General features: G+C 44.7%; 14 protein-coding genes. 3 read left to right on the top strand and 11 right to left on the bottom strand.

The features are described from left to right. Positions 1-618 precede the first annotated feature (618 nt). Positions 619-3,300: a glycosyltransferase gene (locus tag QMA01_RS00270; RefSeq protein WP_290214044.1), complete on the bottom strand. Its 2,682-nt coding sequence runs from the start codon at positions 3,298-3,300 to the stop codon at positions 619-621. A gap of 55 nt (positions 3,301-3,355) precedes the next feature. Beyond that, the gene (galU, locus tag QMA01_RS00265) at positions 3,356-4,237 is read right to left on the bottom strand and encodes a UTP--glucose-1-phosphate uridylyltransferase GalU (RefSeq protein WP_290214043.1); all 882 of its coding nucleotides are present in this window, start codon (positions 4,235-4,237) and stop codon (positions 3,356-3,358) included. Between the two features lie 1,166 nt (positions 4,238-5,403). Between galU and QMA01_RS00260 the strand changes: the two genes are divergently transcribed. Both QMA01_RS00260 and QMA01_RS00255 read left to right on the top strand, forming a co-directional pair. Continuing rightward, on the top strand, positions 5,404-5,619 hold the full coding sequence (locus QMA01_RS00260; RefSeq protein WP_290214042.1) for a 2-dehydropantoate 2-reductase N-terminal domain-containing protein: 216 nt from the start codon (positions 5,404-5,406) through the stop codon (positions 5,617-5,619). Continuing rightward, positions 5,537-6,238: a ketopantoate reductase family protein gene (locus QMA01_RS00255; RefSeq protein ID WP_290214041.1), complete on the top strand. Its 702-nt coding sequence runs from the start codon at positions 5,537-5,539 to the stop codon at positions 6,236-6,238. The genes QMA01_RS00260 and QMA01_RS00255 overlap by 83 nt, the downstream gene beginning before the upstream one ends. A gap of 77 nt (positions 6,239-6,315) precedes the next feature. On the opposite strand, the gene QMA01_RS00250 is transcribed toward QMA01_RS00255, so the two are convergent. Both QMA01_RS00250 and QMA01_RS00245 read right to left on the bottom strand, forming a co-directional pair. After that, complete coding sequence (locus tag QMA01_RS00250) at positions 6,316-6,882, bottom strand: NADPH-dependent FMN reductase (RefSeq protein WP_290214040.1); 567 nt, start codon at positions 6,880-6,882, stop codon at positions 6,316-6,318. Next, complete coding sequence (locus tag QMA01_RS00245) at positions 6,879-7,952, bottom strand: LLM class flavin-dependent oxidoreductase (protein ID WP_191713647.1); 1,074 nt, start codon at positions 7,950-7,952, stop codon at positions 6,879-6,881. Before QMA01_RS00245 ends, QMA01_RS00250 begins: the two co-directional genes overlap by 4 nt. 160 nt (positions 7,953-8,112) lie before the next feature. Here QMA01_RS00245 and QMA01_RS00240 point away from each other — a divergent pair, with 160 nt between their 5' ends. Beyond that, complete coding sequence (locus QMA01_RS00240) at positions 8,113-8,463, top strand: winged helix-turn-helix transcriptional regulator (RefSeq protein WP_290214039.1); 351 nt, start codon at positions 8,113-8,115, stop codon at positions 8,461-8,463. Between the two features lie 303 nt (positions 8,464-8,766). Here the strand turns inward: QMA01_RS00240 and QMA01_RS00235 are convergent, their stop codons facing one another. From QMA01_RS00235 to QMA01_RS00205, 7 genes are all read right to left on the bottom strand, one after another. Beyond that, positions 8,767-9,663 carry a hypothetical protein gene (locus QMA01_RS00235; protein ID WP_290214038.1) on the bottom strand — a complete coding sequence of 299 codons (897 nt, stop codon included), beginning with the start codon at positions 9,661-9,663 and terminating at the stop codon, positions 8,767-8,769. Between the two features lie 62 nt (positions 9,664-9,725). Continuing rightward, entirely contained in the window at positions 9,726-10,229 is a 504-nt protein-coding gene (locus QMA01_RS00230; RefSeq protein WP_290214037.1) for a hypothetical protein, read from the bottom strand. A gap of 59 nt (positions 10,230-10,288) precedes the next feature. Then, the gene (locus QMA01_RS00225; protein WP_290214036.1) at positions 10,289-12,580 is read right to left on the bottom strand and encodes an Ig-like domain-containing protein; all 2,292 of its coding nucleotides are present in this window, start codon (positions 12,578-12,580) and stop codon (positions 10,289-10,291) included. 280 nt (positions 12,581-12,860) lie between these two features. Beyond that, positions 12,861-14,279, bottom strand: coding sequence for an alanine/glycine:cation symporter family protein (locus QMA01_RS00220; RefSeq protein WP_290214035.1), 1,419 nt, complete (start codon positions 14,277-14,279; stop codon positions 12,861-12,863). Between the two features lie 274 nt (positions 14,280-14,553). Then, a complete protein-coding gene (locus QMA01_RS00215) occupies positions 14,554-15,594 on the bottom strand; it encodes a ketopantoate reductase family protein (protein WP_290214034.1) in 1,041 nt (346 codons plus the stop codon). A gap of 42 nt (positions 15,595-15,636) precedes the next feature. Further along, positions 15,637-16,824, bottom strand: a complete 1,188-nt coding sequence (locus tag QMA01_RS00210; protein WP_290214033.1) for an acetyl-CoA C-acetyltransferase — start codon at positions 16,822-16,824, stop codon at positions 15,637-15,639. Further along, entirely contained in the window at positions 16,821-17,786 is a 966-nt protein-coding gene (locus tag QMA01_RS00205) for a 3-hydroxyacyl-CoA dehydrogenase family protein (protein ID WP_290214032.1), read from the bottom strand. Before QMA01_RS00205 ends, QMA01_RS00210 begins: the two co-directional genes overlap by 4 nt. Positions 17,787-17,803: the final 17 nt, after the last annotated feature.

Genomic DNA, 17,803 nt, shown 5'->3' with positions numbered 1-17,803 from the left:
TGCTCCTTTACCTCACTATCTGCCTTCTCTACCTCACATTTCGGTCTTCTTACACGCACTTCCGCACGCCTTACCTCACATTCTCCTCCTTCTACATGAACGCTGCCCCTTTACCTCACTATCCGTCCTCTCTACCTCACATTTCAGTCTCCTTACACGCACTATCACAATCCTTACCTCACATTTCTTCCCTTCTACATGAACGCTGCTCCCTTACCTCACTATCCACCCTCTCTACCTCACATTTCAGTCTCCTTACACGCACTTTCGCTCGCCTTACCTCACATTTCCCTCCTTCTACATGAACGCTGCTCCTTTACCTCACTATCCGTCCTTTCTACCTCACATTTCGGTCTCCTTACACGCACTTTCGCTCGCCTTACCTCACATTTCCCCTCTTCTACATGAACGCTGCTCCTTTACCTCACCATCCGCCTTCTCTACCTCACATTTCGGTCTCCTTACACGCACTTTCGCTCGCCTTACCTCACATTCTCCTCCTTCTACATGAACGCTGCTTCTTTACCTCACATTTCAGTCTGTATTTCAGCATATTCCCATCCACACAAAAAAAGAAGCCCGGCAACAGGCACGCCGGACTCCCCTTCAAACTAGATATTAATAAGCAACCGCCAATTCTTTGCCCATCGACTGATAGAACATCTCCATGGCTTCTTCATTATAGGTCTTGTAATCAAAGACTTTAAAAGCAGGTTGTTCCGTCAGCAGTTTCTCCATGCCAAGGAACAGGCCATTGATGGAGTTTTCGACAATTTCTCCGTAGCCGTCTTCCAGAATGCTGCGGTTCCCTGGAATATCGGTGGCCAAGATCGGCTTGTTCAAAATCAGGCATTCCAGCAGAACCATCGGCTGCCCTTCGTGATTGGAAGGCAGCACGAAACTATCACATGCCTGAATCAGCGGGAACGGGTTCTCCAGTTGGCCGACAAGGTGGATATGGTCTTCCAAGCCGCAGTCAGCGATTTGTTGGATCAGCTCGTCTTTCAACTGGCCGGTTCCGATAATGAATAATTCCACGTCATCTCTCTTTTGGTGAAGAAGCGCAAAAGCGCTGATCAGTTTCTGGTGGTCTTTTTCAGGAGACATTCTCCCCATCGTCACGAAACTGAATCGCTCTGCATCGGGCTGGCGCATAGCATGAACCGGTTCAATGTCCCGGTTCATCAGTTCCGGAAGAGCCGAATCATCCGCGCCTCTTTCATGGATGGCATCCAAAACATACTCGTAATTGATCGAGTTGTGGACATAGATCATTTTCTCTTCACTGTTCGCGACCAGATGAGACAGTCTTTGCTGATTGGTGTTTCGGGTATGCTTGGCAACCGAAACAATGGAATCAAAATAATTGTACAGCGGGAAGATGACATTCAGGTTTTGCTGGTGTTTGTATTTCCCGGCAATGACCTTGACGTATTCCTCCATCATTTCGTTGTGCTGGAAAATCAGCTTCTTATCAAAGTTGTTGGCCGCGAAAAGCAAAGTCCAAAACTTCACATAGCCGCTGAAATCGATGACGACATCAATTTTGCTGTGGCCGAACATCCGTTTATATTCACGTCTGTAAATCGCCAAAATCTTGTCATCCAGGAAATTCTCAGGTCCATTATGATAGAAGGTTTCAGCGCCATGCTTGAACAGCAATTCTTGTTCCAGCAATTCATCCAGGTTGTAGTTGATGTTGCCGGCACGGTAATACTTCTTGACATTCTTGTTGAGTTTCACATGATTCCGGGAACTTTCTTCATCAAAATTGCTCTTATCCGCGATCATGACATTGTACTTCGCGTAATCGATGTTGTTCATGAGGTTGATGACGGAACTTGTCACTCCGTTGTTCATGAATCCACCGCTGTAGATCAAAATATTCGTTTTGTCATCCAACACCGAATAGGTATGCTGCTCGTGCTGGTTAAAGACCGCATCGATCAAGCGCTGCGTGCTCGCTCCATCTTCCAGGGAAATGAAATTCTTCCGGGCTTGCTGGATCTCCATGGCATGATCTTCCTGATACGTATGGGCACGGTTGATTTCCTCGGTTACTTGGCCGATATCGGTGCAAATCGCCCCCGGCATGTCATCGAGGTTCAAATAGAATCCGCGGTCCACTTCGTATTCCAAGCGGTCGTATGCGTAAAAGATGATCGGCTTTTGCGTCACCATGAAATCAAAGAAAATGCTCGAATAATCCGTCAGCAGCACATCGGTGATGCTGAGCAGTTCATTCGTATCAATGGCATCAGACACGACATTCAACTTTAAATTCTTTTCTTTGATGTGCTTTTTCATCAAGCTGTGCACTTTCAATAACACCGTGTAGCGGTCCCCGACCGTTTTCTCCAGCTGCTGGGCATCGGCGACAAAGCGGTCAATTTCTGCACTGACTTTGCCGACTTCCCCTCTCCATGTCGGTGCATAAAGAAGTACACCTTTTGCGCTGTCGCAGCCCAATAAAGCTTTCAAGTGGTCGTGGTTTTCAGTGACTGCATCAATCCGGGGATAGCCCGTCTCGGCAATTTTCCCGCTGTAGATTCCTCTGAGGTCATGGGAATCCACAATCTTATCGGCAGTGAACCGGTTCGGCGACACGATGAAATCCGATTGCAGGAAGTTCTTCATCAAGTTCTTGTGCTGCCCCAAGGTGCCGTTCATGTCTTTGCCGAGCGTCTTCAGCGGCGTGCCATGCCACGTGTTGACGTAAACCTGTTCGTCTTTTTTAATGAAGTACGGCGGGAACGACGTATTGTTGATCAAGTATTTTGCCGACACCAAATACCTCAAGTACTCATCACTGTGGACAGTGACCAGTTCCACATTCGGCAAATACGCGATCCATTCCGGGCAGTCCTCCCGGTTGTTCAATGCCCACACATGGCGGTATTCCGAGAAGTCCGGATTCTTCACCAGGTTCTTGAAAATCGCATATGGATTGCAGCTGATGTTCTTGCCGTGGAAACTTTCATACAAAATGACCGAATCGTCCACGGGCAGCTTTTCGTAATAACCTATGTAATCGACGGTCCGCTTGAACGCTTTATTGGTGCTGTGTTTTTTGATGATGTTTTGAATGACCAGCCGTTTGTCTTCCGACTGCAGATCGGCTTCCGAAAAAATCGACGTGTAATCAAGCCCCACTTCGTCCATCTTCTTTTTGATCGCTGCTTTTGACTTTGGTTTCCCAGGGGATTTCAACTTTGGTTTGGAAACCGTGATCTTGTACCCGGAAACCTTTTCGATTAATTTCTTCACTTTCTTCAATGGCAATGCTACGTCAGTTTTCACGTTATCTTTCTCCTTGTCGATTAAAATAGATCTCTTCATTTGTATAAAAGCCTTGTCAGTCGTTCTTTATGTATGCTTCATCCAACTTTTGCTGAAACAGTTCCAACAGTTTTTCCCGCAGTTCCGGCCGCTTCAAAGCAAACTCGATATTCGTTTCAATAAACCCAAGCTTTTCGCCCACATCATGGCGTTTTCCATCAAACTCGTAAGCAAAAACAGACTGGATTTCGTTCAATTTCTGAATCGCATCCGTCAATTGGATTTCTCCGCCCGTCCCTTGTTGGTGCTCGCCCAAAAAACGGAAGATTTCAGGCGTCAGGACGTACCGGCCCATAATCGCGTAATTGGACGGTGCCGTGCCGATTTCCGGCTTTTCGACAAATTGCTTAACTTCAATGAGTTTGCCGTTGACCACAACCGGATCAATGATGCCGTAACGGTCCGTGTGCTGGTCATCGACTCGTTGCACCCCGATGACGCTTTTCTGGGTCTGGTCGAACTGCTCGATCAATTGAGCCAAACAAGGCGGATCGTTTTCGACGATATCATCTCCAAGCAACACAGCAAACGGCTCATCTCCGATGAAATTCCGCGCCGACCAAATGGCATGCCCAAGTCCGAGCGGCTGTTTTTGGCGGATGTAATGGATTTCCACTTTCGATGTCTTTGTAACGGAATCGAGCATATCCAATTTCCCAGCCTTTAAGAGCGTATCTTCCAATTCAACAGCGTGGTCAAAATGGTCTTCGATGGCCCGCTTCCCTTTGCCCGTGACGATGATGATGTCTTCTATTCCTGAAGCAATGGCTTCTTCCACAATGTATTGGATGGTCGGTTTATCGACAATCGGCAGCATTTCCTTCGGCATCGCCTTGGTTGCCGGCAGGAACCGTGTCCCAAGTCCCGCAGCGGGTATAATCGCTTTTTTAACTTGCAAGCTGATTCCTCTTTTCTGTCTTTATAAAAGTTAGTTTAACGCCCCGCTCTTGTAGAAAAACAAGCAAGCAGTTGACCACAAAGAGGGATTTCATGAATCAGCAACAAGCCACCCGCCAATCGGAAAGAACCAGAAAGCCGTTCAGCTTTGCTCATTTTCACAGCTTTTCAGCCACCAGCCGGGCACATTCCCACTCCACCAGATAAAGAGATAAATGAACAAACCGAACGACTTTCTAAAAATACGTTCCCGTCGTTTTCCACATGAAAAACAAACAAAGACAAGGAGGCTGATTTTTTAATAATGAACAGTCACTCATTCCGAATTGTTTTTTATAGTAACATTCGCTATTTCATATGTAAAATACTTGTATTTATCAGAATAATAATGTTCATTACACACCATTTAATGTTTACCTAAAGGACTATACCACATCCCACCTTTTGTTTCATCAAAATTAACAAAAATCAGTATACATTCAGGCAATTCTTGAATTTACAGATGCTGGATAACAAAGCAGAAACAAAAAGACGTTTCCAGAATCACAAAACTTCTGGAAACGCCTTTTATCCATTTATCTCATTGCCTCGCACATCTTCTATAAATACTGGCCCAACAGCCAGAAAATCAACAAACCAATAGCAATAATGCCAAGCAATAAAGCCGGAAGCGCTAATCTTTTCATCCCTCCATTTCCCCTTCTGCTTCTTTCTTCTGAATGATCAAGAAGAAGAGCCTTTCATTGTCCTGCATCCTCATACGGGATCTTCCCAGTTTTTTAACTTTCAAACCACTATGTAAATTCCTTAGTTTTAAAGTACTATATCTATCATAAATTAATTTAACTGAATATTCAATTATGAATTGATTGATATCATAATCATATCGAATCAAAAGCGAGCCAACCTTCGCGGCCAGGCTGAGATTTCTTGTAATGCTCAAGCCATGAAAAGTGATATAATAAATCAATTAAATAGCACGTGTACATAACATTTGGAGCACATCAAAGCCCACAACTAACCAATTTTACATATCTCTTCATACGTTGAGCTTGGAGCGAATAACACATTCCCTAACGAAAAGGAGGTCCTTCCTTCAAACGAGCAGTTCTAAAAGCCACTGCTCAAGCCATGGCCGCTTTCCAATATGTTAAAGAAGCGATCCCCATGAAGAAGAACATCCTGATCTACGGTGTCGGGCCGTTCGGCAGCTTGTTCGCTGAACGGCTGACACAGGCAGGGCATTCGGTTGCCCTGCTTGACCACGAGGAGCGGCAGCAAGAATTGAAAACGTACGGAATTGTCACCGAAAACACGGAAACTGGCGAACAGACGGTCACACCTGCCAGTCGTGGACCACTTGAACGAAGAAGACCATTATGATTTGGTTATCGTGCCGATGCGCAAAAATCGTGTGTCCGAGATTCTCCCTGCCTTGGCTGCCAATAAATTCATCCCCACGTTTCTGTTCATGATGAACAATGCAGCGGGGCAGCAGGAATTCATTGACGCACTGGGCAAAGAACGGGTAATGGCCGGTTTTCCGCATCCCGGCGGCTTTAAGAAAGGGCATGTCATGCACATGATGCCTGTTGAAGAAAAGAAACCGATGGCCTTGCCAATCGGCGAAGTGGACGGCAGCGTGACAGCCAGAACACGTGAAGTGGCAGAAGTGCTGAGTTCGATGCGCGGCTTCCGTGCGGAGATTCGGACAGACATGGACGATTGGCTGAAGACGCATGTCGCTCTGTTGATTCCGACGCTGGCCCCAGCCGTTTACGCGTGCAATACAGATCCAGAACATTTCGCCGCTACACGGGATGCCCATGTGTTGTTGAAACGCGCACTGCATGAAGCACTCCAGGCCACTCAAAATGCCGGAGTCACCATCACGCCTCCTGGGATCCGGGCAATCGAGCGGGTTCCAGAGCCGGTTTTTGTCTTAATGGTCAGCAAAATCGCCAAGAGTCCAACCTTTGAAAACGTCATGGGCCATTTCTGAACGCTTCAAGCTCATGTACTGAAGAGATCAAAAAAAGACGCCGAATTTCCGGCGTCTTTTCTCGTGATTACATCCAATTAAAAATCATACTCCGCTTCTTTTTCCTCACGGATCTTCGTGAACGTTTCCGTCAAGACCACAGTATCTTCCGCCAAACGCTCCAAGCGCATCAGCACGTCGTGGTTGATGATTTGTTTCTGGTGAAAATCCACTTCTTCAATGAAAACAAAAGTTTGCACCATCTGCGCTTTCATGTACGCAAGAATCGGCTTCAACTGGGTGTCCGCCACCAAATAATGCTTGGCGGATCCTGCTGTTACCAGCATGCTGACGACTTTGTCGCGGAACGCATTGACCGGAAGCAAGTCAAAAATATTTTTCAACGCTGCCGGAATCGAAGCCTGGAAAATCGGCGTGCCGATGATGATGGCGTCCGCTTCCATCAGGGTCTTTGTCACATAGCCGGTGTCGCCACTGTAATCCAAATAGTTCCGGCCATCGCTGAATTCCATTTTGTAGTCTGCGAGGTCAATCAATTCCATTTCCACTTCCGGGTATTTTTCCGCCATCACTTTAAGGGTGGCGTCCATGGCGATTCTTGTTTTCGAGCCAATTTGGGAACCGGATAAGCCAACAATCTTCATGCCTGCCCCTCCTTGTTTTTAGCGGTGTATTTCTTGATGGCCGGCAGGATTTCCGTACCGATCAGTTCCAGGTTCTTCTTGATGTTGTCCATCGGCATGCCGCCAAAATCGATTTGGGCGATATAGCGCTGATGGCCGAACATTTCATGCTGATGAAGGATTTTTTCGATAATCTGCTGGGGGCTGCCGATATTCATGATGTTGTGCGGATCGACGCCTTGTGCGAAAAGCTGTTTCGGGAACCCACCGCCGTTGGTGCGTTTCATGCCTTCATTGATGTGCGGGTACAGCTCTTTCAGCGCCTGCTGGGAAGATTCCGCCGCATAGAAAAATCCGGCTGTCGCGATCGGCAATTGTGCAGGGTCATGCCCGCCTGCCCGCGCTGCTTCACGGTAGCTGTCCACCGTCCGTTTAAATTGGGAAGTCGAACCGCCGAGATGCGCCATGAACATCGGCACACCTGCATAGCCCGCTTTCATCGCACTGGCCGGCGTTCCGCCCACTGCACGCCAAATCGGCAACGAACCGTTGACCGGACGCGGAAGCACTTGTGCATCACGCAGCGGTGCACGGAACTCCCCGCTCCAATTGACGGTTTCGTTTTCATTGATCAAGCGAAGCAATTCGAACTTCTCTTCAAACAATTCTTCGTAGTTGTGAAGATTGTAGCCAAGCAGCTCAAAAAGCCCGACGCGGGAAGCGCGCCCTGCCACAAGTTCCGCACGGCCGTTGGAAATCAAATCAAGCGTCGCAAAGTTCTCGTAGACACGGACCGGATCGGACGTGCTGATGATTGTTGAAGAGCTGGCAATTTTGATTTTCTTCGTCGCCTGTGCGATAGCCGAAAGCACCACCGCATGCGCTTGTGTCGCGAAAAATTCCTGATGGCTTTCGCCCACACTAAAGAAGTCAACGCCTGCCTGTTCAGCAAGCACCGCATAGTCGATAATGTCATGAATGCGCTGTTGCGCAGAAATCCGTTCGCCGGTCGCCGGATTCGGGAGATGGTCTCCCAGTGTATAGATGCCAAACTCGATGCCGTCATCTGGATTGATGCGATATTTTTCCATGTATAGTTCCACCTTTCGAATAAGTTCATGGTAACATGCAGTGGGCAATGCCCAACTTTTGTAGCCTCACTGCTTCCAGTATAAACGCCAATCCCCATCTTTATAAGTACGCACTCTAAAGTGGTATAGTATACAAAAAGATACTTAGGAGGAAATAGATGTGGACAGAATCTCCGAAAATTGCCCGGTCGATGATGCGTTAGGCGTCCTCGTCGGCAAATGGAAGCACATGATTCTCTTATACCTGCTTCAAGAAGGCACCAAACGTTTCAACGAACTGAAGCGGATGATGCCCGGCATCACTCAAAAAATGCTGACCAAGCAATTGCGCGAACTCGAAGACGAAGGCATCATCGAACGCAAAGTCTACGCGCAAGTCCCGCCAAAAGTCGAGTATTCCATAACCGAGTATGGCCGGAGCTTAGAGCCCGTTCTGGAAGCGATGCATGAATGGGGCGCTAAGCATACGATGCAGAAGGATATGCAGCAGGGGGAGAATAAGAGTTCTTAATAAAATATCGCTTAGCGAAAAAAAAAGCACATTTCCTGTTTGGAATGTGCTTTTTTCTATATAATTTTTAACCTATTCTCTTTTATGAATAAAGCAATTGTCCCTAAGTTTGGAATCTCAATAATATATATAACCATATTTCGACATTTTAAGATTTCCGTAGAAGATACCCCTTAATCCTTATCGTTTTATTTTTACTGAGCTACCTCTCACATGGTTTTGATTTGTTTTATGACCATTCGTTGAAGAACATTCTTTATCCGCAGAGGCTAAGTATTAAAAAATAAAGCTATACAAATACAATTAATATGGAGTTACTTCATCCACATCACCGTTAGGATACATAAACGAGACTGTTCTGTTTTCATCCACAATGATAAAACCTTCCGCTAACCCATTTGGTCTGCTAATATCAATAATCCATGAACCTTCATAAATTCGAGGCTTTGAAAACGTATCTCCATTTGCAACAAAATCAGAGTAGCTCGGCAATCTTATTGCTAAATTGCTAGCCTCATATGCTGTAATGCCATTAATTGAAGACTCCTCTTGAGACACTTCTACTGTTTTTTCCTCAGCTGCTCTCATCTCTTCTTCCATTTTAGCTAATATATTATTAGCTCTCTCAGTTGCTTTTTCCTCAAATTCTTTTACAGACTTTTTTTGTTCTTCTGTTACATTAGGATCCGTTAAAATCTCATTTATAAAATATAGATAATCTTCGCTTGGCATAGAATTTTCATCCTCTGGATTATATAAATCATTCAATGCAGTTATCTTATGATTAAGATTATTTATATTTTGTTTTAGAATATTCAAATTTTCTTCAGGCTCTTTAATAATCTCTTCAAAAAGTGTATATTTATCATTTTTTTTAAGCTCACTCAAGATTTCTTGAGCTACATCAATTTCTTGTTCATCTACAGCAGAAACAAATTTTTCGTACTCTTCTATTATTCCCTTCCATTGCTTCGCTAATTCATTTCTAGAGTCTTCCAATAAAGCTAAGTTGAAATTACTCTTTGCTTTTTCTAAATTGTTGTCAGCTAGAGCTAACTTCCCTTGATTAATAGCTTCTTCAACTATCGAAGATTTTTCATTACCCTCTAATTCTTCATTCTCAACTTCATTTGAGGCGCATCCTACTACCATTAAACTTAAAAATATTAAAAAAACACTCAGAAACAAGTTTTTCTTCATATATTGTTACCTCTTTCCTTTCTCCAAACACTTTTGATCCCTAAGTTTAAAATAATAGAGAATCAAATAGGTCTATAAGATAGTACTTTCCACTTCCCATTTTCTTTAACTAAATCAAACTCCCACTTTTTTGTAACCCTTTCATTATCAAAAGTTAAATTAGCATGGACTATCGCCGCTTCCGATTCTCCATTTTCTTCTCTAAGGTTTGTTGTATTGTCATAAAAAATATCATCTTCATCAATCTTTATTTCTTCAACTTGATAATCATCAAGTTTCCCTGCCCCGCTTTCGTCATATACAAGTTCTCCCATACTAATTCGAATATTCTCAGTAGCATTTTCAGATTTCAAAAAACTCTTCATTCTTGTAGCTATTAAATCTTCGCCCTTTTCCCATTTAGCATTATCGCTATAGGAAATTAGATTTTTCACAGTCCCAGTCGGTGTATTACTTACTGTTGATAATAATGTGTTTGTAATTACGATTACTAATACAAGTCCAATCACCAGTAATATCAAATTATTTTTCCCTACTTTATTTAATACTAAGCTTATTTTATTCATTAATTTCTACCTCCTATTTAATTATATTTTCTTGTCCTGTATTTAACTTAAGTGATTACTCAGTTCACCTTCACCGTCTTACTCCCACTCTTATTCCCAGCCTTATCCTGTAGCTGAACCTTCAAAGAAACTCCTTTTTTCTGCTTGCTGATTTTCACGTTAAAGGTGCCCTTGCTGTCGACTGTTCCCTGGGCAATCTTCTTACTGCCGTTATAAACCATTACGGTCGCAGCCTTTTCCCCTTTTCCGGAAACCGCTGTTGATTTACTGGTCACTTTGTTGACGGTCGGAACAGCCGGAGCAGTTTTATCCGCTACTTTCACCGTTTTGCTGCCGCTTTTGTTTTTGGCTGGATCCACCGCATAGACAGCGATGGACGTTCCGGCTTTTTGCTTCGCGATTTTGATGGAATAAGCGCCGTTTTTCGCGGTCGCTTCGCCCAGTTTCTTGCTTCCTGTGTACGCGTAGACTTTTGCACCGGATTCGGTTTTTCCGCTCACCGCTGTGGAGTTGTCTCCTACGGCATTGACAGTCGGCACTGACGGCGCGGTTTTATCGACCACTTTGATGGTCTTAACCCCGCTCTTGTTCCCTGCTGCATCTACCGCATGGACAGAAATACTGGTGCCTGCTTTCTGCTTAGCGATCTTAACGGAATATCTGCCGTCTTTCGCCGTCGCTTCGCCTAGCTTTTTGCTTCCTGCATACGCATAAACTTTTGCACCGGATTCAGCTTTACCACTCACAACAACCGAATTGTCGCCGACCACATCTACCGTTGGCACAGTCGGCGCGATTTTATCGATGACTTTGATGGTCGTTTTGGCACTTTTATTGCCGGCTTTATCTACTGCATAAATATCAATCGCAGTCCCGTCTGCCTGCTTCGGAATCTGGATAGTGACCGCACCCCATAAAGCCTTGGTTTCACCGATTAATTTCCCGCCGGCATAGGCGTAGACCATGGCCCCTTTTTCAGCTTTTCCGCTCAATACACTGTCCAGGTTACTGAACGCATTAATTGTCGGAGCGTTCGGTGCGATTGTATCTTTCTTTGGTTCACTTTCTTTAAAGATATACATTGTACTGCCGCTAACCCCATAGATACTCGAGCCGTCTGACTGCAAGTGTTCAATAGGCTCTGTTGGCAGAGTATCCAATAAATTGCCGTTTGAGTCATAGACATCCAGTTCACCGGAATAGTCCAATCTTTTTGCCACGAATAATTTATTGGAATCTGTCGTCGCAATATCCTCTACCCGCTCATCCAGGACTTTTTCAAACGTTATAGTTCCTGCATCATCTACGCCTTGAATGGACGAGAACACATACTCGTTATGCACGCCGGAATATTGCTTAAAGTAATAAAGGCCGTCTTGCGAAGCGATAAACTTTTGAACAAAATTATAGCGGTTTCCTTGGATGTTGTTTTTTTGCTTGAGCTGTTCGATTTCGGGAGAACCCATATCGAGCTTCATTTTCAGCCTACCATCAGCATAATGAAAATCATGGATTTCTTCTGTATCTTGGCTTATCAGAAGTCCGAAATCCTTTACTTGGACTCTTGTTTCTTCAGTATCGCCCAAGTCTTTTTTATAAAGAACGGTGCCTGTTTTTGCATTGATGGCAACCACTACATCTTTAACAGCCTGGGAATCCGTTTTTGATATGCTTTCAACCCCTTGTGCATAAATGACAGATTCATCAGGAACAAAGGTGTGCTGATTGTTCATGCGGGATTCCAACGGAACATCCCACACCTTTTGGCGCGTAGCCAGATTGATTGAATGGACACCTTTAGCGTCTTGGAAAACCAGTGTGTTCTTATTGAGGACCGCTGCGGTAAATCCTTCAGCTTTTCCGTCCATAATAAACTTCCCGTTTGTATCATAAACAAAGTAATTCTTCGTCTTCGATTGTTTGTTGGTCAGAACAACGTAGTTGTCATTCATATAAATGCGCGAAACGGTTCCGAAAGTGACAAGCTTCGGGTAGTTTCCAGTGGCTACGACTTTCCCGGTAGCGGTAGAATAGATATAAAGCACATTGCGGTCCACTGTCGCAAATTTGTCTTTCGTGATGGCATTCGGACCGCTTTGAATGGTTTTCCAATTCAATTCTCCTGTTTGGCTGTAGGAAGAAATAACGGCGGCCTGATCGGCGTAATTACGATAGGTCGTGATAAAGTGATCGTCAAAGACATCAAGAGTGGATACCCGGTTATCCATCTTAAATTTTTGAACATCGATAAAGGTTTCGTCCGTCGCTTCAGCACCGGTATGAGCAGCCAGTCCAAGAGAAACAGGCAATAGTAAAGCAACAATCACACCTAACCGCAATAGTTTATTCATGATCTATCTCCTTTTACTTTTCGAATAAGTCCTCAATTACATTTTCAGTTCTCAAGACAGAAAATTACCTTTCCACACATAAACTTTCCATATTATTGAATACTCTTTCATAAGAATAGACGATTCTCCCTAAAAAATACATATTTATTTTTGGTAAATTGTTTTACGTGCCAGGCACGCACACAATTTAATCATTCCCTCTCTTCAAAGTGCCATCCAGCAAAAAAAGCCTTGAACTTCCCTTCCCGGGAATTCAAGGCTTTTAACACGGAGCTTCTGTTTAAGAATCGTAACCCGCTTTCGCTGCTTTTTTCGCTTTGTTTCGTTTCTTCTCTTTTTGATCTTTTATGTAATACTTGTCCGACGTGAAAAATTCGGTAGTCAATGCTTTTACTTTTTTGCTTAACAGCAAAATGGCGATGACGTTCGGAATGAGGATAGCCGCCAGCATAATATCGAGGAAGCCCCAGATCACTTCTGCTGCACCGACCGCGCCGAGAACAACCGCAAGGATATACACCACTTGCATGCCATAAGACGCTTTCGTGCCAAACAGGAATTCAGCCTGCTTAGCGCCGTAGAAAACAACCACCAAAATCGTGGAAAGAACAAAGAAAATCAAGGAAATGGTTACGAGAACTGCACCGAATTGGCCGAAATAAGATTCAAATGCCAGACTCGTCAAAGCAGAGGAATTCTCCATTGCCCCGTCTTCCGTCCAAACACCCGAAGACAAAATAACAAAAGCCGTTGCCGTGCAGACAATCAACGTATCGACAACCACTCCAACGACTGCCCAGAACCCCTGTCGAACAGGATGATCTGTCATGGCAGCTGCATGGGCAATCGGAGCTGTACCGAGTCCAGCTTCGTTCGAATAAAGGCCGCGGGCAAATCCCCAGCGGATCACTTCCACAATCGCTGCCCCCGCAAAACCACCCATCACCGGTGCAGGCGAAAAGGCATTGCTGAAAATCAGCATAAAGAATTCGGGCACGGCACGAACATTCATCAACAAAATCACGACAGCGCCACCGACATAAATCAATGCCATAAATGGAACGAAAATTTCTGTGACCTTACCGATCCGCTTGATGCCACCGAAAACAACAATGGATACCAGTACAGCGGTAGCAATCCCCGTCCACAACAACGGAATGTTGAACGTCGCTTGTACTGTAGTCGCGATGGAATTCCCTTGTACCATGATGCTCGGGATCAACTCAATCATCAAGGCAAATGAAAACCAAATGCCCAGCCACTTCATGTTCAAGCCTTTCGTCATGTAGTACATGGGACCGCCGACAAACTCTCCCCTGCTATTTTTCTCGCGGTACTCAACCGCGAGTACGCTTTCAGCGAATTTGAGCGCCATGCCGATCAGCGCAATGACCCACATCCAAAAAACCGCTCCCGGCCCACCGAACATAATCGCTGCTGGCACACCGACAATGTTCGCTGCTCCGATGGTCGAAGACAAAGCAGACGTCAGCGCCTGAAACGGAGTGACGGTCCCTTCCCCTTTCGGTTTTTTAAATACGCTGCCGAACGTCTGTCCGACAATATAGCCAAAATAACGGAATTGAAAAAATCCAAGTTTAACTGTCATATAAAGACCTGATATCAATAGCATGGTGATGAGCGGAATCCCCCATAACCAAGCCGAAAAATCAGCAACCCCCTGCAAAAAACGATCCACCTGTGTTCCTCCTATGTTATCTCAAGATATCAATTATTTCCCTAGATTGAACCCGTTCAAACGGAAATCAAAGAACTTTTTCATTGAAATAGGAGAAAATTTCATATAGGACTGTATTCAGACTCACACAATGGGCAAATCATTTAGATTTGTACAATAATTAATTTGTGAAAAGTGAATTGTGCGGGTGCCAGGCACCCGCGCAATTTAAAATCGATAAAAGAAAGCCCATTCCAGTAAAATCCGGAATGAGCTTTCTTCTATATATATTCATTTAAACAACCGAACTATCCACTTTCTTAAAGAACTCATCAATATACTCTGGAGTCACCACTTCTTTATTGGCTTCTTTTTGTTTCACAAGCCGTACCACGGTATCGTTAAACGGCGTTGGGATGCCCAGCTCTTTTCCTTTGTCACTGACAACGCCATTGATGTGGGTGATTTCCGTTGTTCTACCCTTCTCCAGATCTTGAAGCATACTTGCCTTAAGTTTCCGATGCCGTCCCCATACTTCCTTCATGAACGGGAATTTATTCAACACTTCTTCTGGACTGTCATCTTTCAATCTTAAATCACTGAAATCAACGCCCTGCATTTCAACGAACTTAATGCCTTGAGCTTCTGCGACTCTGATGGTTTCGTCCGCAATGTGTACTAGACACCAATGGCCTCTTGGATCGTCCATCACTTCACCATAAGTGCAGCCTAAGGCAGCGGACATTCCGCTAAAGGCTGCATTCATTAAAATTTTGGACCAGCGGACGCCAGGTAAGTTATCCATAATTTCAGAACCGCCGACATGCTGAAGAATCTCGTTTACTTTTTTAATTCGTTCTGTAATTTCCCCGTTTGTTTCGCCAATTTCAAACGCAAAGTTTTCAAGAACTTTCAGTTCCGATGTGAGCTCTGAGACGCCAGGTCCCAGCCAAGTGGCGCCAAAACCAACCGCGCCTCCAATGGTCCGCTCTTTCCCGACAAATTCCGCAACCTTTTCTTCCGGCGCTCCGTTTTGCAAGGTGCAGACGATGCTGTCGGCATGCAAATGAGGAAGCAGTTTCGTAAGAATTTTCTCGTTTTCAAATTGCTTGGTCAATAGAAGAACAAGGTCATATTGTTTATCCAGTTCATCGATATGGTACGCTTCCCCAGTCGCTTTCACTTCAATATTTCCAACGACTTGTAATCCTTTTTCTCTGATTCCGTTTATGTTGTCTTGGTAATCATCCACCAAATCTGCCTTAATTCCTTTGGAATTTAACATGGCCCCGACAATTGTTCCGAGTGCCCCTACACCTACAACGGCTATATTCAAGCGTATCCCTTCTTTCTATCAAATTTGAGCATTATCATCCGTTTACGCTGCTTCTGGATTTTCAAGAATGACGGCGATTCCTTGGCCACCGCCAATGCATAAAGTGGCTAGGCCGTATTTAACACCTTGTTTTTTCATTTCCAAAGCCAGAGAATAAGCAACACGTGCGCCGCTCGATCCTACTGGATGTCCTAACGCTACCGCTCCGCCGTTAACATTCACTTTCTCCTGCGGGATTCCAAGCTCTTTTAACACAGCCAATGATTGTGCAGCGAAAGCTTCATTCAATTCGAATAGGCCAATATCATCTAAAGTCAATCCAACTTTGGCCAACGCTTTCTTGCTCGCCGGGACTGGTCCGATTCCCATGATAGTTGGATCCACGCCCGCAATTCCCCAAGAAACCACTTTCGCTAATGGCTTAAGCTTATTTGAGTTCACATATTCCTCTGAAGCAAGGACTACTGCCGCCGCTCCATCGTTAATGCCACTTGAGTTCCCCGGTGTGACTGTTCCTTCTTTTTTAAAGGCAGGCTTTAGTTTCGCTAAACTTTCCATGCTTGTTCCTTCACGGATATGTTCATCCTGATCAAAAATAACATCTTCACCTTTTCTGCCTCTCAACGTAACCGCAGCAATCTCTTCGGCAAATCGGCCGCTTTCTCTCGCTTTAGAAGCTTTCGCTTGTGAAGCCACAGCGAATTCATCCTGTTCTTCACGACTGATTGAATATTTTTCCGCCAGGTTTTCCGCTGTCATTCCCATCCCACATCCGGCATGATTATCCATCAATGTTTCCCACAGCATATCGTCTATCAACGGTGCTTTTCCAGGTGAACCGAAACGCGTTCCTCTTAATACATGCGGAGCCAAACTCATATTTTCTGTCCCGCCTGCCACAACCACCTGGGCATCCCCTGAAGCAATCGATTGAGCCCCGGATACGATGGATTGAAGCCCTGAACCGCATAAACGGTTTAACGTTAACGCTGAAGACTCTTCAGCCATCCCGCTCTTTAAGCCAATATGTCTCGCAAGATATGCTGAATCTTTGGTCGTTTGGATGATGTTCCCAAAAATGATTTCGTCGATATCCTGGGCAGGCACTCCGCTTCGGGCGATGGCTTCTTTTGCCGCCACTACCCCTAATTCCATTTCGCTGGTGTTTTTCAAAGCCCCTCCGAATGTTCCGTATGCAGTGCGTGCACCATCAATAAGATAAGTCGTCATTTTGCTGTCTCCTCCTTTTTCTTTTTCAACTCTGGATGTGTATTCAATAGATGCTGAACCAATTTCTTGTCCCGCTCCATGACGTATTCGTTAAAACCTTTTCCAGGATAATCATAAAATCCTGCGCCGTTTTTCACGCCAATCGAACCGTTAGCGACACGATCTTCGATGATAGAAAATTTCCTGCTTTGAGACTCGATTTTCGGCTGCAGTTCTTCCAGGACAACTTTCCATATATCCAACCCGCCAAAATCAATGATTTTCAACAAACCGCTGGAAGAGAACCGGAACCCGGGCCCATCAAAAATTGCAGTATCTAAATCTTCTTCACTGACAACTCCATCTTCAATCAGGGATAAGGCTTCCCGAGCCATCGCTACTTGGATACGGTTGGCAACAAGTCCCGCAACTTCCTTCTTCACTTCAATCGTCACTTTGCCGTTCTGCTCCAAAAACGCTTTTACTTCGTTGAATACTTCCTCACGCGTATGTTCAGTTCGCAGCAATTCCACTAAAGGAACGATATGCGGCGGGTTGAAGAAATGAGTCAGCACGATCTGCTCTTTGTGTTTTTCAACATTTTCTGTGATATCCGACAGTTTTAAACTGGAAGTATTGGATGCGAGTATCGTTTGCGGTGCACAAATATCATCCAATTGTTTGAATAGCTTTTGCTTAAGTGCCAGATTTTCAGAAACACTTTCGATAATAAAATCACAACCCGCTAAATCTTCCATTGAAGTCGTGTAGCTGATATTTTTCTTTATTTCTTCATCGCTTAGGCGGATTTCATATCCCTCTGAGCGAAATAGATTCAAGTAGACATCAAACTTTTGTTTCGCTGTCGCTAATGTTTCTTCTGATACATCACATAACTTGCTTGGAACCCCGTTGATGGCAAATTGGAAGGCAATCCCAAAACCCATTGTCCCTGCCCCAATAACCCCTAAATTTTTTATCAATTGAATTCATCCTCTCT

Origin of the sequence: Planococcus notacanthi, assembly GCF_030407825.1 — a bacterium.
Classification (GTDB): domain Bacteria; phylum Bacillota; class Bacilli; order Bacillales_A; family Planococcaceae; genus Planococcus; species Planococcus notacanthi.
The sequence above is the reverse complement of the archived record's forward strand: the minus strand, read 5'-3'. Positions and strand labels throughout refer to the sequence as shown.